Origin of the sequence: Neisseria sp. HMSC066H01 (assembly GCF_001837375.1) — a bacterium.
Lineage (GTDB): Bacteria > Pseudomonadota > Gammaproteobacteria > Burkholderiales > Neisseriaceae > Neisseria.
This window is the reverse complement of the sequence record NZ_KV832195.1, coordinates 136,701-152,204: the sequence shown is the minus strand read 5'-3', so window position 1 is coordinate 152,204 and position 15,504 is coordinate 136,701. Positions and strand designations below refer to the sequence as shown.

The 15,504-nt window shown below is 49.8% G+C and carries 11 protein-coding genes and 3 pseudogenes; 5 read left to right on the top strand and 9 right to left on the bottom strand.

Annotated features, from left to right (window positions below):
* Positions 1-71: 71 nt before the first annotated feature.
* Positions 72-1,829 carry an assimilatory sulfite reductase (NADPH) hemoprotein subunit gene (gene cysI / locus HMPREF2551_RS07565; protein WP_070838217.1) on the top strand — a complete coding sequence of 586 codons (1,758 nt, stop codon included), beginning with the start codon at positions 72-74 and terminating at the stop codon, positions 1,827-1,829.
* A 129-nt stretch (positions 1,830-1,958) separates the two neighbouring features.
* Here the strand turns inward: cysI and HMPREF2551_RS07560 are convergent, their stop codons facing one another.
* The 6 genes and pseudogenes from HMPREF2551_RS07560 to HMPREF2551_RS07530 all read right to left on the bottom strand — a co-directional run bounded on the left by HMPREF2551_RS07560 (position 1,959) and on the right by HMPREF2551_RS07530 (position 7,212).
* On the bottom strand, positions 1,959-2,531 hold the full coding sequence (locus HMPREF2551_RS07560) for a hypothetical protein (RefSeq protein WP_070589625.1): 573 nt from the start codon (positions 2,529-2,531) through the stop codon (positions 1,959-1,961).
* A gap of 90 nt (positions 2,532-2,621) precedes the next feature.
* On the bottom strand, positions 2,622-3,128 hold the full coding sequence (locus HMPREF2551_RS07555) for a hypothetical protein (protein ID WP_070838214.1): 507 nt from the start codon (positions 3,126-3,128) through the stop codon (positions 2,622-2,624).
* Positions 3,129-3,577: 449 nt separating this feature from the next.
* On the bottom strand, positions 3,578-5,368 hold the full coding sequence (locus HMPREF2551_RS07550) for an assimilatory sulfite reductase (NADPH) flavoprotein subunit (RefSeq protein WP_070838213.1): 1,791 nt from the start codon (positions 5,366-5,368) through the stop codon (positions 3,578-3,580).
* A gap of 190 nt (positions 5,369-5,558) precedes the next feature.
* The gene (locus HMPREF2551_RS07545; RefSeq protein WP_063068706.1) at positions 5,559-5,882 is read right to left on the bottom strand and encodes a DMT family transporter; all 324 of its coding nucleotides are present in this window, start codon (positions 5,880-5,882) and stop codon (positions 5,559-5,561) included.
* Between the two features lie 27 nt (positions 5,883-5,909).
* A pseudogene (locus HMPREF2551_RS07540) lies at positions 5,910-6,775 on the bottom strand (ABC transporter six-transmembrane domain-containing protein).
* An 11-nt stretch (positions 6,776-6,786) separates the two neighbouring features.
* Positions 6,787-7,212, bottom strand: a pseudogene (locus HMPREF2551_RS07530) (MarR family winged helix-turn-helix transcriptional regulator).
* Positions 7,213-7,394: 182 nt separating this feature from the next.
* Between HMPREF2551_RS07530 and yddG the strand changes: the two are divergent.
* Together yddG and HMPREF2551_RS07520 are read left to right on the top strand one after the other, a co-directional pair.
* Positions 7,395-8,306, top strand: coding sequence for an aromatic amino acid DMT transporter YddG (yddG, locus tag HMPREF2551_RS07525; RefSeq protein ID WP_070838212.1), 912 nt, complete (start codon positions 7,395-7,397; stop codon positions 8,304-8,306).
* A 101-nt stretch (positions 8,307-8,407) separates the two neighbouring features.
* Entirely contained in the window at positions 8,408-9,718 is a 1,311-nt protein-coding gene (locus tag HMPREF2551_RS07520; RefSeq protein ID WP_070838211.1) for a sulfate adenylyltransferase subunit 1, read from the top strand.
* 71 nt (positions 9,719-9,789) lie between these two features.
* On the opposite strand, the gene glyA is transcribed toward HMPREF2551_RS07520, so the two are convergent.
* Positions 9,790-11,040 (bottom strand): serine hydroxymethyltransferase, encoded by a 1,251-nt coding sequence (glyA, locus tag HMPREF2551_RS07515; RefSeq protein ID WP_070764980.1) that lies wholly within the window; start codon positions 11,038-11,040, stop codon positions 9,790-9,792.
* Positions 11,041-11,173: 133 nt separating this feature from the next.
* Complete coding sequence (locus tag HMPREF2551_RS07510; protein ID WP_049322337.1) at positions 11,174-11,548, bottom strand: hypothetical protein; 375 nt, start codon at positions 11,546-11,548, stop codon at positions 11,174-11,176.
* A gap of 221 nt (positions 11,549-11,769) precedes the next feature.
* Between HMPREF2551_RS07510 and HMPREF2551_RS07505 the strand changes: the two genes are divergently transcribed.
* Entirely contained in the window at positions 11,770-11,988 is a 219-nt protein-coding gene (locus HMPREF2551_RS07505; RefSeq protein ID WP_036491484.1) for an HP1242/YdcH family protein, read from the top strand.
* A 231-nt stretch (positions 11,989-12,219) separates the two neighbouring features.
* Positions 12,220-14,421 (top strand): FepA family TonB-dependent siderophore receptor, encoded by a 2,202-nt coding sequence (locus tag HMPREF2551_RS07500; protein WP_070838209.1) that lies wholly within the window; start codon positions 12,220-12,222, stop codon positions 14,419-14,421.
* Positions 14,422-14,601: 180 nt separating this feature from the next.
* On the opposite strand, the pseudogene HMPREF2551_RS07495 reads toward HMPREF2551_RS07500, so the two are convergent.
* Positions 14,602-15,290, bottom strand: a pseudogene (locus HMPREF2551_RS07495) (NAD(P)H-dependent oxidoreductase).
* Positions 15,291-15,504 lie beyond the last annotated feature (214 nt).

Below are 15,504 nucleotides of genomic sequence, written 5' to 3'. Positions count from 1 at the left end.
CAAACCATTCTTTCCCATTTTCAGACGGCCTCATTAAAGTAACGCCTATACCAAAAATAAGGAGTACTTCAATGACTGCTACCACGACCGACCCGCGCGCCAAGCTGCCTGATACACCGCTTTCTGGCAACGAAGCCTTGAAAGAACGCAGCGATTATCTGCACGGCACCATTAAAGAAGAGTTGAAAGACGACTTTACCGGCGGCTTTACCGCCGACAACTTTCAACTTATCCGCTTCCACGGCATGTACGAACAGGACAACCGCGATATTCGTGCCGAGCGTACCGAACAAAAGCTTGAGCCTTTAAAAAACATGATGTTGCGTTGCCGCTTGCCCGGCGGCATCATTACGCCGAAACAGTGGCTTGGTATCGACAAATTTGCCGGTGAAAATACAATTTACGGCTCCATCCGCCTGACCAACCGCCAAACCTTCCAATACCACGGTATTCTGAAAACCGATTTAAAACAAGCGCATCAGGCATTGCACAAACTTGGTTTGGATTCCATTGCCACAGCCAGCGATGTCAACCGCAATGTGTTGTGTACCAGCAATCCAGTGCAAAGTACTCTGCACCAAGAAGCCTATGAATGGGCAGCGCGTATCAGTATGCACCTTCTGCCGCGCACGATGGCATATGCCGATGTCTGGCTGGACGGCGAAAAAGTGTTCTCGACCGAGCCGACCGAGCCGCGCAATAAAGAAATTGCCGATGAGGTCGAGCCGATTTTGGGTAAAACCTATCTGCCCCGTAAATTCAAAACTGCCGTCGTGATTCCGCCTGACAACGATGTGGACATTCATTCCAACGATTTGGGTTTTGTGGCGATTGCAGAAAATGGCAAGTTGGTGGGCTTCAATGTATTGGTCGGCGGCGGTTTATCCAGCGAACACGGTAATACCAAAACCTATCCGAACACTTCTTACGAATTTGGTTTCGTTCCGCTGGAATACACCCTCAATGCTGCCGAAGCCGTCGTCAGCACCCAGCGCGACTGGGGCAACCGCAGCGACCGTAAAGCAGCGCGTACACGCTATACGCTGCAACGCGTCGGCGTGGATGTGTTCAAAGAAGAAGTCGAAAGGCGCATGGGCATTAAATTTGAACCCATTCGCCCTTACGAATTCACCCACCGCGGCGACCATATCGGCTGGGTACAAGGACATGAAGGCAACTGGCATTTGACTTTGTTTATTGAAAACGGCCGCCTGCTTGATTACCCTGGCAGACCTTTGAAAACCGGTGTGCGTGAAATTGCCAAAATTCATCTCGGCGACTTCCGTCTGACAGCCAATCAAAATTTGGTGGTTGCCAATGTGCCGCCGGAATTAAAAGATACGATTGATAAAATCGCCAAAGAGCATGGATTAATCAGCAAATCGATTACCATCCAGCGTGAGAACTCGATGGCCTGCGTTGCCTTGCCGACTTGCCCGTTGGCAATGGCGGAGGCCGAACGTTTCCTGCCGACATTCTCCGATAAAATCGACGCAATGTTCGCCAAATATGGCTTGGAAGACGAATACATCGTTTTGCGCGTAACCGGTTGTCCCAACGGTTGCGGTCGCGCCATGCTGGCGGAAATCGGTTTGGTCGGCAAAGCGGTCGGCCGCTACAACCTTTACGCAGGCGGCAACCGCGAAGGCACACGCATCCCGCGTCTGTTTAAAGAAAACATTACCGAACCTGAAATCCTTGAAATAGTCGAAGGCTGGGTAGCAGATTGGTCTCGAAACCGTTTAGATGATGAAGGTTTTGGCGATTTCGCCATCCGTACCGGCATCGTCAAACCTGTATTGGACGCTCCGCGAGACTTTTGGGCATAACGCATACAAACAGACCTGACAAGTCTGCAATAAGAAAATAGAGAAAAACTAAAGGCCGTCTGAAAATCAGATTTTCAGACGGCCTTTTATATTGGGAGCGTTTATATCAAAGATGGAATATAAACCGAATCAGCGACGGCGGCCAAAGCCCCGACCCATGCTTGGGCGGCGGTAGTTGGAAGGCTGACGCGCGGTTTCGCGGTAACGCTGTTGCTGTTGCGCATTTTGCTGTTGGGCACGCAGGGTGCGCGTATTCAGCTGTTGGCTGGTGCGTCCGTTTGGACGTGCGGTTTGATAATAGTTAGCACGGGCTTGACGGGCAATCGGGCTGTTTTGGTTGCTTGCTTGTGTGAATTTGTTGGCCAATGCGTTGCCGATAAATGCACCGGCTGCAGTACCCACCAAACTTTGCAGCAGCCAGCTGCCGGTGGATTGGTCGTAGATATATTGTTGGCCGTCTGTACCGGTTACCGGTTGGCCGTTGTTGCCGTTGGCTTGTGCTTCGGCAGGAATGGTGTCTTTCACGGCTTCAGGCGTGAGCTGGTAAACCGTATTGTCTTCTTGTTGGCCGTTTTGTTGTGCCAACTGTTGTTGCAATGCTTCGATTTGTTTTTGTTGCTGCTCAAGCTGCGCTTGGGTATTGTCTTTGCAGGCAGCGAGGGCAAAAGTGGAAAGGGCGGCTAAGGCAATCAGTTTTTTCATTGTTTTTCCTGAGAGAGGTTTGTCTTTGCCGAGATTTCGGCGGAGTGTGTTTGCCTAATATTAAACCATTTCCCTGTTTTTCAAGTGGTTTTACAAAATAATATTGGAAAGTTGCGCTGCAAATGCACGGCTGTTGGCAGCCAAATTGCCCAATGCAGGCATTTCGTGTTCGGTTTCGATAATCAGCAGGTTGGCAGGGCGGCGGGTGTGCAGGGACATTTGCATTTCAGCGGGAGAGAAGGGCATGTGATGGCGTTTGGCGAAAGCTTCGGCGCGTTTATTGGCGGTTTTGAGCATAGGCAGCAGGGTAATATCCAAATGGAAACGGCGTACGCCCAAAACCAAAATACGCGCTGCGAAGAAATCCGCTTCATCAGTAAAAACGTTGGGGCTGCTTTGAGTGAAGTCGTGGCGTTCTGCGGCAATTAAAGTCGCGATGGTGCGCACTTGCGGAATCAGGGCTTCGCTGATGAGGTTGTCGGGCGTATCAGGCAAAGTGAGCGTGTTGGGCATGCTGTGGTGGCTGTTGCTGTCAACGACCATGCGGCAGGTGTGTAACATTTGAGTTTGGCTGTGGATTTTAGTTGAAGCGGTCATGGCTGTATTCCTTATTTCTTAAAAATGGGTGGATTTAAGCGGCCATGGTGGGTATAAAAAAAGCCGCTCAAATGAGGCGGCTCTGATTTGCGTATTTTCAATTTGGTCTGTTTCAGACAAGCGCAAAAAAGTACCGCACGTTTGTGTGGTACCAATAGAAGAAAGTAGCAGAGCGTTGCGCGGTTTGCATGATGAAAATACGTCTTTAATGTATAAAAGAATGGAACGTAGTTTAAAACAAGAATGCCAGTAATTTCAATATCCAATCGACAAAACCCACCAATAAATCTACAAGTTGTTGTAATCCTTCCAATTTATTTTCTTTCGAGTGAGTCAAATTTGCACAATTATAATGCAAAACCAGGTGAATTGATAACAATCCGAGTAAGGTCTTTAAAAAGGCCGTCTGAAATTCAGCTTTCAGACGGCCTTTATTTTTGTTTATCCAATCAATAAACGTCGCGTTGGTAGCGTTTGTCTTCGCGCAGGTCGTTGAGGTAGTCCTCGGCTTCGTCGCGGCTGAGTTTGCCTTGGGTTTCGATGACTTCGATCAGGGCGTTTTCGACATCACGCGCCATGCGTGCGGCGTCGCCACAGACGTAGATGTGTGCGCCTTGTTGCAGCCAGTTCCAAACTTCGGCGGCGCATTCGGCGATTTTGTGTTGGACATAGACTTTATGTTCGCCTTGACGGCTCCATGCGAGGTCGGCGCGGGTGAGGAGGCCGTCTTTACGCCATTCACTCCATTCGAGTTGGTAGAGGAAGTCGTCGGCCAGGCGTTGGTTGCCGAAGAAGAGCCAGTTTTTGCCGCTGTCGCCATTGGCGGCACGTTGTTGCATAAAGGAGCGGAAGGGGGCGACGCCTGTGCCTGCGCCGATCATGATGATGGGGGTATCGCCGTTTTGCGGCAAGCGGAAGTTGGGGTTGGGTTCGACAAAGACACGGATTTCGCTGCCTTCTTCGAGGCGTTCGCCCAAGTAGCCAGATGCTGCGCCGGTGTAGGTGTGGTCGTGGTGGTCGAAACGGACGACGCCTACGGTAAGGTGGACTTCTTCCCCGACTTCGTCTTGTGCGGAGGCGATGGAGTAAAGGCGCGGGGTTTGTGGGCGGAATAGGCTGTATAGAGTTTGTGCGTCCAGTGGGTGTTGATAGGCTGCGAATACGCCGACGGGCGGTGTAGCGGCGAGATAGGCGTCTAGTTGGGCTTTATCTGCGGCTATGGTTTTGAGTTCTTCATTGTTTGATAATTCGGCGTATTGTTGGACGAAGGCGGGTGTGTTTTGGGTAATGTCTGCAGATTCGGTCAGGGCTGTGCGGATGTCGGTTTCGCGGCCGTCTGAAAGTTGGACGGTTTCGCTGCCGGTCAGTTGGTTGAGGTCGAGGATTTCTTGAACGAGGTCGGCGGCATTCAGCGGCCATACGCCGAGCGCGTCGCCGGCTTGGTAGCGCAGGTCTGAGCCGCTGAGGTCGATTTCGATGTGTTCGACGTCTTTTTCTGCGGTGCGTGAGGTGATTTTTTGGCGCACGGAGAGGGTGGCTGTGTAGGGGTTTTCTTTGGTGTATGCGGTGCCGCTGCTTGGGGTGGCCGGGCTGTGTGCTGTGGTGTTTGCACTAGGGCTTGCTGCTTGGGCGGTCAATTCGGCTACTTTGGGTACGACGGCGGCTACCCATGCGTCGGCATTTGCTTGGAACTCTAAGTCGCAAATGCCCAAGTCGTTCAGACGGCCTGCGCCCAGTTCGGCAAATTTAGCATCAAAGTCTTTGCCTGCTTGGCAGAAGTTGGGATAGGAGGAGTCGCCAAGGCCTAAGACGGCAAAGGTGAGTTTGCTGAGGTCGGGTTTCTTTTTGCCGTAGATGAATTTGTACAGGGGCAGGGCTTCTTCGGGTGGTTCGCCTTCGCCTTGGGTGGAGGTAACCAAAAGCACGATGTCTTCATCGGGCAGGGTTTTGCTTTTGAAATCGCCTGCGCTGCTGAGGCGGGCTTCTACGCCGGCGGCTTGAAGTTTGGCGTGTAAGGATTCGGCAACGCTGCGGGCATTGCCGGTTTGTGAGGCGGAGAGGACTAGTACGCGGCGGCTGACTATCGAGGCGGCTGTTTGCAGGGCTGATGGTTCGGCTGCTACACCGGATACGCTTTGGCTTTGCGCCCAGCAATAGCCGGAGAGCCAGGCAAGCTGGGTGGGGGACAGGGTGGAGAGTTGGGCGGAGAGTTCGGGTGGTAGCGGATTGGCTTGGCTCATTTGGATTCCTTTGTTGGACGGCTATAACCGATTGTTTGAATAATGGACAGTCGCCACTTTAAACAGGCCGTCTGAAAAAAGGAAAGAATGCTTGGTTTTAATTTAAGATGATTTCGTTATATTCGGGAAGGTATTAGGCCGTCTGAACATGCTCGTTCAGACGGCCTTGTATTGAATAGAAACGAGATTTTCAGTTTCCGCTGGAGAGTTTCATCACTACGACGCCGGAGATGATGAGAAAGGCGCCGAGCCAGCGGCCGAAGTTGGCGGCATCGTTGAAAAATACAACGCCCACTAAAAACGCTCCTGCCGCGCCTATGCCTGTCCAGACGGCGTAGGCCGTACCCATTGGAATACTTTTTTGGGCAAGGTAAAGGAAGTATCCGCTACCGGCAATGCAGGCAAGCGCGGCGGCAAAGCCATGCCAGCGGTAGCCTTCCTGTTGTGCCAGCTTTAAGCCCAATGGCCAGCCGATTTCCAGCATACCGGCTAAGATTAAATAAAACCAACTCATAATATGTCCTGATAGTGTGTTAAGGTTTCAGACAGCCTTGGAAAGATTGTTTTCTTCCGAGAGTTCAACGCGTTGTCCGATATCTTTTAGATTGGAGTATTGTTCGACCAAGCGCGGTACATCGTCCAAGCTCATTGCAAACATCCATAAATAAGTGCTGACGGAATAGATATGGCCGGCACTGCCATAGCCTTTAAGCGTCATGTGTATAAAGGCGAAGCCGAACAATACGCTCATCGCTATGCCGATACTGAGATAGCCTAAGGCTTCGCGGTTGGAAATCAGCACGCGTAGTTTGGCAACCCAGCCATAGTGGCGGTAGAGCTGACGCTCGTTGCCGTCGCGGATAAGGTGGTTGTCGCGTTCAAGCCGGTTGTTTAAACGGAAATAAAGGTTTTCGCTGATGGCGGCAAAATGCGGCAGCAACCATAAAAACAGGGCAAGTATCGCGACAGCCAATACGCCCACCCAAAATTCCAATATCAGCAACATCATACATGCACCGAAGATGGAGACCAGCGAAGTAGCAGCGATGGGCAGGTGTTCTTCAAAAAAACTGACAAACTCACGCGATAGGGCAACGCGTGCGGTAATGGCGGAATGCGGTACTTCTCGTTTGCGCTGTTCCAAAACGACTGGGACGGCTATTTCAGTATAAATCTGGGTAAACGTACGCGTATCGGCTGCTCGGCGGGCGGCCCCGATTATCCACATTAATAAAACCACTACACCATACAACATTGCCTGCCAGACGTTGCCTTCCATAACAGCATTAATCGCCCAACCGCCAAACACGGGATAAGCAAGAGCAGATTATCCAAGCCGACGAGAGAGAAGGTTGTGATGAGTTTGCGGCGGTGTGTTTTGCCGATGTGTTTCAACATTTTCCACATGGTTGCCCTCCTTATTTAGTATTGAGGGTTTGCGCCATTAATTCGGCCAACGCGTCCAAATCCGCAAACAGTCGGGCTGCACGTTTTTCACCGAAGGCGGTAAAAATTTGTTTGCTGAATTCCTGCATGTTTTGCACCAATGGTGCGGCAGATTCCTTGCCTTACTCGGTCAGCGACAATAAGCGTTCGCGTTTATCTTGTTCGCTTTCGTAAAATGTCAGCAAGCCTTGTTCCGCCAGCGTTTTGCATGTGCCGGAAACGGTTTGCTTGGGCAGGCTCCATTCTTCGCCTATGTATTTTTGAGTGCAGCTGCCTTCGGTGGCCAATGTGTAGAGAACGGCTAAAGTGTTGTAGTTGGTGTTTTGTTGTTTAATCCATTGGTCGAATGCGCTGTCTATGTGGCTGATGCGCATACCGAGTTGGTCAAGTTGATTCATAAATTGGTCTCTATATTGACTAATTGGATGCGGATTATAGTCATATTTAAGACTAATTACAAATAGAGGGCCGTCTGAAACAATCATTTTCAGACGGCCTTGAAACCGTTAAAATAATTAATGTAGAAACGATATATTCAGACTACGATAAACCTAATAAAACCATCTTCAACACATACGCCATGATTCATTTCTTATCTCAAAATATTTCATCCAAACAAGCCACTGCCATCGGGCTGCTTGCCGTTGCCTTGTGGAGCTTCGTCATTTCTCTGATACGCTCTTTGAGCCTGCATATGGGGGCAGTGGGCGGCGCGGCAATGATGTACACCTTGTCCACCGTATTGATTTGGCTGATTTTCGGTCGGCCGCATTTGCGCAATTACAACCGCAGCTATCTGTTTTGGGCGAGCGTGTTTTTTGTCGGCTGCGAATTGTGTTTGTCGTTGTCGGTTGGCTTTGCGAAAAACGCGAGACAGGCGGTGGAAATCGGCATGGTGAATTATTTGTGGCCGACGTTTACCATCGTCGGGGCGGTATATTTCAACAAACAGCCGTCAAAATGGTGGATAGTCATCGGCTTTGTGCTGTCGTTTTTGGGGATTGCTACTGTACTGGGCGGCGACGTCGGCTTGTCAATTTCCGGCATCTACCACAATGTCCGCTCTAATCCCGGCGGCTACATCATGGCATTTGCGGACGCAGTGTTTTGGGCGGCATATTGTACGCTGACGGCGCGTGTGAAAGCGGAAGGCAGCAGCGTGGGCTTTTTCTTTATGCTGGTGTCGCTGCTTTTGTGGGCGGAATATTTTATCGGCGGGACACACAGTCTGAATTTTGATGCGGAGTCCGTCGGCTATGCCCTGGCCGCCGCGTCTTGCATGGGTTTGGGCTATGCGGTTTGGAACATCGGTATTTCGCGCGGGAACATGACGGTATTGGCGGGCGCATCTTATTTTATCCCTGTGTTTTCTGCGCTGGTGTCTTCGTTTGTCATCAGTGCGCCGCTGTCTGTACAGTTTTGGCAGGGGGCAGGGATGGTGTGCGCAGGTTCGGTTGTTTGTTGGTTGGCCACGCGCCGAAAATCAATATAACAAAAATATCTTTTTTAACAACCAAACATTCTTTCCCATTTTCAGACGGCCTGTTTAAAGTAGAGACCAGTTTGAGAAATCACGAGAAATAGGAAAGAACCATGACCGCAACCACCGCCCCGCTTTTGCGCTTCATTACCGCCGGCAGCGTCGATGACGGCAAATCCACCCTCATCGGCCGCCTGCTCTACGACAGCAAAACCTTGCTGACCGACCAACTCGACAAACTCAACCGCGCTGCCGAAAACGGCGAAACGCCCGACTTTGCCAGCCTGACAGACGGCCTTGCCGCCGAGCGCGAACAAGGCATTACCATTGACGTGGCCTACCGTTATTTCGCCACGCCCAAACGCAAATTCATTATTGCCGACACGCCGGGACACGAGCAATACACGCGCAATATGGTTACAGGCGCATCAACTGCCGATGCCGCCATTATTTTGGTCGATGCCACACGTGTCGATTTTTCAGGCAGCGAGCCTGTCCTCCTGCCCCAAACTAAACGCCACAGCGCGATTCTGAAGCTCTTGGGCTGCCCCAATATCATTGTCGCCGTCAACAAACTCGACCTGCTTGACTTTGACGAAGCCAAATATCAAGCCATTACCGAAGCCTACCAAAAACTGGCGGAACAAATCGGCCTCCAAGCCCAAATCCACTTCCTGCCCATCAGCGCCTTAAAAGGCGACAACATCGTCAATGCCAGCAGCCAAACCCCGTGGTATCAAGGTTTGCCGCTTTTGCCTTTGCTCGAAAGCCTGCCCGTCAACCGTCAAAACGCCGCCGACCAAGCCGCGCATTTTCCCGTACAACGCGTGGCGCGCCAAGACGGCAGCAGCAGCAACGACTTCCGCGGTTATCAAGGCAGATTGGAAGCAGGCCGTCTGAAAGTGGGCGATGAAGTCAAAGTCCTGCCCAGCGGCCATGTTGCCAAAGTTGCCGAAATCTACAATACCAACGGTAAAACCGAATCTGCCGAAGCAGGGGAAGTGTTGACCGTTGTTTTGGATACGGACATCGATATTTCACGCGGCAACAGCATTGTTTCAGCCGACAGCGCCATTGTTCCCGAGCAACAATTCCAAGCCGCGCTTTGCTGGTTTGACGATATTCCGCTCAATCTGCGCCGCAAATATTTGCTGAAACACACGACCCAAACCACGCCCGTAAAAATCAGCGAAATTGCCTACGTTTGGGGCGTCAATACCCTCAGCCGGGTCGAATCCGCCGAAACGCTCAAGCTCAACGACATCGGCAGCATCAGTTTCAAAACCCAGCAGCCGCTCGCCGCTGCCGCATACGAAGACAACCATGCACAAGGCGCGTTTATTTTGATTGACGAAGCCACCAACCATACTGTCGCGGCAGGCATGATAAGCAAAGTCAGCGAAACAAACAGTTTTGAAATTTAAAAGAAAAGTTGCAATAAAAAAAGGCCGTCTGAAGTTTCAGACGGCCTGTTATTTCATCCAAGGCGAAATGCTTATGCGCCGTAAACCGGATATTTATTGCACAAAGCAGTCACTTGTTCGCGGACTTTGGCGAGGTTGGCTTCGTCTTCGGGGTTGGCCAATACGTCGGCAACCAAGTTCGCCAATACGCGCGCGTCGGCTTCGTTAAAGCCGCGTGTGGTCATGGCGGCGGAGCCGATGCGGATGCCGGAGGTAACGAACGGTTTTTCCGGATCATTCGGGATGGCGTTTTTGTTGACGGTAATGTGTGCTTTGCCCAAAGCGGCTTCAGCGGCTTTGCCGGTAATTTTCATCGGTTGCAGGTCAACGAGGAAAACGTGGCTTTCGGTGCGGCCGGAAACGATGCGCAAACCGCGTTTAACCAACTCTTCCGCCATTGCTGCGGCATTGATTTTCACTTGTTTTGCGTATTGTTTGAACTCAGGTTGTAACGCTTCTTTAAACGCTACGGCTTTGGCAGCGATGACGTGCATCAACGGGCCGCCTTGCAGGCTTGGGAAGATGGCGGAATTCAACGCTTTTTCGTGGGTATTGTCACGGCACAAAATCACACCGCCGCGAGGGCCGCGCAGGGTTTTGTGAGTAGTGGTGGTCACGAAGTCGCAGAATGGCACGGGGTTGGGATATTCGCCGCCGGCAATCAGACCGGCATAGTGCGCCATGTCGACAAAGAGGTATGCACCGACTTTATCGGCGATTTCGCGGAATTTTGCCCAGTCGATTTGCAGCGCGTAGGCAGATGCACCGGCCACAATCATTTTAGGTTTGTGTTCAAGCGCCAAGCGTTCGACTTCGGCATAATCGAGAACTTCGTTTTCATCCAAACCATAAGTAATGGCGTTGTAAAGTTTGCCGGAAATATTGACGCTGGCACCGTGGGTCAAGTGGCCGCCGTGTGCCAGAGACATGCCCAAAATGGTGTCGCCCGGTTTCAAAACAGAAGCATATACGGCTTGGTTGGCTTGGGAGCCGGAGTGTGGTTGGACGTTGACATATTCTGCGCCAAACAACTCTTTAGCGCGGTCAATCGCCAATTGCTCAACAATATCAACGTATTCACAGCCGCCGTAGTAGCGTTTGCCAGGATAGCCTTCGGCGTATTTGTTGGTCAATTGCGAACCTTGGGCTTCCATTACGGCGCAGCTGACGTAGTTTTCTGAAGCAATCAGCTCGACATGGTCTTGCTGGCGTTGGTCTTCTTGGGCGATGGCGGCTGCCAGATCGGGGTCATATTGTGCGAGGGTAACGCTTTTTGAAAACATGTTCTCGGTTCCTTTGTGTTGGGCTGAAAATAAGGGATGGAGTACTGCGGATTGGTTCAAGATGAACTATTTTTCTTACATTGTCAACAATTTCATCAGGCGTTTGGTTTCAGACGGCCTGGAGCTGAAGGATTCATTTGAAAATATCATCTTGTTTTAAATGAAAATCCATTTTTTCCAAAAGCGCGGCCAAATCGGCTTCGGCTTGGGCGGCTTGAAGATTTTTTGCCAGCTCGGCCATAGCCGCCGCATTTAAACGCTCTTTCTCCAGTCGTAGGGCTTCTTCGCTGAAGATTTTGATATTGTCTGCCGATTCGGCGGCATCTATTTTTTCAAATGGATAAAATGATTCTTCGTGCACGGCCAAACCGTCGGGCAGGGGCGCGGCATGGTTGAAATCGGCATCATTGACCGGCATCCATGATGGATGGTTTTCAAGCAGGATAAATTGTCCGTCCATGCCGTTGATATGACGGAATAGGGTGGTTCGGCCATTGTGTAAACGCATAAGTCCGATTGTATGCCCAAGTCGGCAAACCGTCTATAAACCCGTTTCTTTCCATTGGGACGATGGCTGATGGTGATATTATTAATTTTGACATAAAGCAGTTTCGGCTTAAAAAAGACTGGATAAAACGCCCGTGTTTGTTATAATGAAGCTGAAGATTAATTCGTCCTAGTTTTTGGCAGCAGTACTTTTTTATTTAATTAACAAGAGAGGAAAACAAAATGTTTCCAGAATATCGCGATCTGATTTCTAAACTGAAACAAGAGGATGCACACTTTGCCCGTTTGTTTGAGGAGCACAACGAGCTGGACGATAAAATTACCGGTTTGGTGAATAACGTGGTAACCAGCGGCTCCGAAGAAATCGAGGAGCTGAAAAAAGCCAAACTCAAACTCAAAGACGAATTGTATGCCCTTTTGCAAAAAGCAGCAGGCAAATAATTAAAATTTGAATAAGGCCGTCTAAACGGTATGATAGGAATCTCAGATTCCCTTTCATGCCGGTTCAGACGGCCTTTTTAATTATTAAGCATTTGGTTATTTTTATTGGCTTAATTTAACGAATAATTGTAAATCACTCTTAATTGCATTGAAAACTCTATTAAGTTTATTTAGAATCCTGAATAATTTTTATTTTGATTTTAACAAACAAAGTTAAAGAGAAACGATGCAATGAAAACATTCACACTCGCCATTTTGCCTTTGGCATTAATCAGCGCATTCTCTCACGCTGCTGAAGAGAAAGCTGCCGAACAGGCTGAAGTCGATACCGTTTACGTTACTGCCGAGAAGCAACTGCAACAGTCGCTGGGCGTATCGCGTATTTCGAAAGACGACATCGACAAGCGTCCGGCCGTCAACGATATTTCCGAATTTGTCCGCACCATGCCGGGCGTCAACCTGACCGGCAATACAGCGACGGGTCAGCGCGGCAACAAACGTCAAATCGACTTGCGTGGTATGGGCCCTGAAAACACATTGATTCTGATTGACGGTAAGCCTGTAAACTCGCGCCAGTCCGAGCGTATCAGTATGCGCGGTGAACGCAATACGCGCGGTGACAGCAACTGGGTGCCGGTTGAAGAAATTGAATCCATTACCGTTTTGCGCGGTCCGGCGGCAACACGTTACGGCTCCGGCGCGATGGGCGGCGTGGTCAATATTGTTACCAAAAAAGTGTCTAAAGAATTTAAAGGCCAGGTCAATCTTTACGCCAATCAACCGCAAGACAGCAAAGAAGGCGCAACCCGCCGTATCGGCTTCAATTTGAGCGGCCCGATTATTCAAGATACTGTGGGCTTCCGCATTTACGGCAACCTGAATAAAACGGATGCAGATGCGGCCGATATCAATGCCGGACACGGCAACGACAGCGCGGCCGGTGTCGAAGGCGTACGCAATAAAGACATTGCCGGCCGTCTGCAATGGAAAATCAGCCCTGCGCAAACATTGATTTTAGACAGCAGCTACAGCCGTCAGGGCAATATCTACAACGGCGATACGCAAAACAGCAATCCGCGTTCCGCTTTGGTTAATTCTTTAGCTGACGGCAAAGCTGAAACTGCCCGTTTATACCGTTCCGCTTATTCTTTAACGCATGACGGCGCATGGGAATGGGGTGATACCAAAAACGTGATCAGTTATGAGCGTACAGTCAACAGCCACTTGCCGGAAGGTTTGGCCGGTGGTCCTGAAGGCAGTTATACAGGCTTGGATTTTGTTCAAAGCCGTCTGAAAAACCTGCGTTTCAGCAGCGAAGCGAATATCCCGTTTAAACTCGGTGTCGATAATGTATTGACGGTCGGCGCAGAATTTACTGACAGTAAGCTGGATGATCCTGCTTCCAATAGTCAGGGATTTAAAGACCAAGGTAAGACTGACGTGTTTGACGGTATTTCAGCAGTACGCGGCGGCAAGGCATCGCAACGTAACTGGGCAGCTTACGTTGAAGACAATATTTCGTTGACCGACAAAACCCATCTGATTCCGGCCATCCGTTTCGACCACAACAGTGACAGCGGCAGCAACTGGAGTCCGGCGTTGAACTTCTCGCATCAAATCGGCGAAAACTGGTTGGTCAAAGGCGGTATTGCCCGTGCGTATAAAGCGCCAAATCTATATCAAACCAATCCTGACTTTATCCTGTACACGCGCGGTCAAGGTTGTCCGATTGATGCGCCGAGCAGTGTCCGTTGCTACTACATGGGTAATAATAATTTGAAACCCGAAACCAGTATCAATAAAGAGATTGGCCTTGAGTTCAATAAAAACGGCTGGCAGGCTTCTGCGACCTATTTCCACAACGCGTACCGCAACAAAATCGTGATTGGTGAAAATATCATTGCCACCAGCAATATCGGCAACTGGCTTTTGCAATGGGAAAATACGCCGAAAGCGACTATTTCGGGTATCGAAGGCAACTTGGTGATTCCGTTGCATGACACACTCAAGTGGAGCAACAATTTCACTTATATGCACAAATCTGAAGATTATCAAGGCAATCCATTGTCTCTGGTGCCGAAGCATACCCTCAACAGCACGCTGTCTTGGACACCAAACGAACATTTTGATGCCAACCTGACCTTTACCCACTACGGCCGTACTAAACCGCGCGGCGTAGCGATTAATAGACTGGAACGAGACGGTAATCCTCGTGCAGGGGTTACTCCTTTGACTTCCGAACATAACCAAACCCAAGTCGGCTCTTACGGTATTTGGGGCATCAATGCCGGCTACAACTGGAACAAACGCGTGGCCGTCCGTGGCGGTATCAGCAACCTGTTCAATAAAAAACTGTACCGCACAACTGCCGGCGCACAAACTTACAACGAGCATGGCCGTGCCTTCTACGGCAGTTTGAAAGTATCGTTTTAAGTAGAAGCGTATTAAATCAGGCCGTCTGAAACGGTGTGAAATGAAATCTAGGATTTCTGACACAGGGTTTCAGACGGCCTTTTTATTTGGATTTTTAGCAGTCTTTGTTGTTACGGAATTTGCTTCTCTTTTAGAAAAAAATAAAAGGGCGGCATGGGCCGCCCTGAAAATCCAAACTGCTTATTCAACCCAAGTCACCATTTCTTCAATCGGTTTGCGTGCTTTTTTGGTAATTTCTTTGGCGCGATAGCCGAATGTTGCCGCTACGGATACGCCCCATTCGTTGGCATCAAACAGGCCTTCTGCCGCCAATACTTCGTTCATTTTGTCGTAGTTGAAGCCTTGTTCATTTTGTCGTAGTTGAAGCCTTCGATCGGGCAGGAATCGATGCCGATGGCGGCTGCGCCAGTGAGCATATTGGCCAAAGCAATATAGGTTTGCTTACCGCTCCAGTCGAAGAGCGCGCGTTGGTCGTCGGCAATTTTAATATCGGTTTCTTGGAAGCTTTTGTATCTTGCCAACGCTTTTTCCAGCTGCTCTCCTTGCAGACCCCTGCGTTCGGCAGCACTGTGGAAGAACGGGGTATCGTAACGGGCATTTTTCTTGGCAAGGATAATCACCAGATGGCTGCAGTCGTCCAGTTGGAATTGCATCCCCCAGCTGAAAGGCTTGATTTTCTCACGCAGCGCTTTGTTTTGAATCACCAAGAATTTCCATGGCTCGGAGCCGACAGAGCTGGGCGAGAGGCGGGCAAATTCTAAAATTGCTGCAAAATCTTCTTGGCTGATTTTTTTGTTGGGATCGTAATAACGGGTGGCGCGGCGATTTTCGAATACTTGCAGCATTTGTTCGCGTGTAATTTGATTCATCTGGTTTTCCTAATAAATGAAGATGTTATTCCAATATCCGGTTTCTTCTGAGGCATCATTACCGGCATAACCTTAAGGAAGAAACAGGCTGGGGCGACACCATGTTAAATCAAACCTGACGGTTAGGCTATCTTTTAATTCTGAATTTCACAAAAAAATTTGATAAATATCAATATCAATACGAAAAGGCCGTCTGAAACTTTAAACGTTTAAA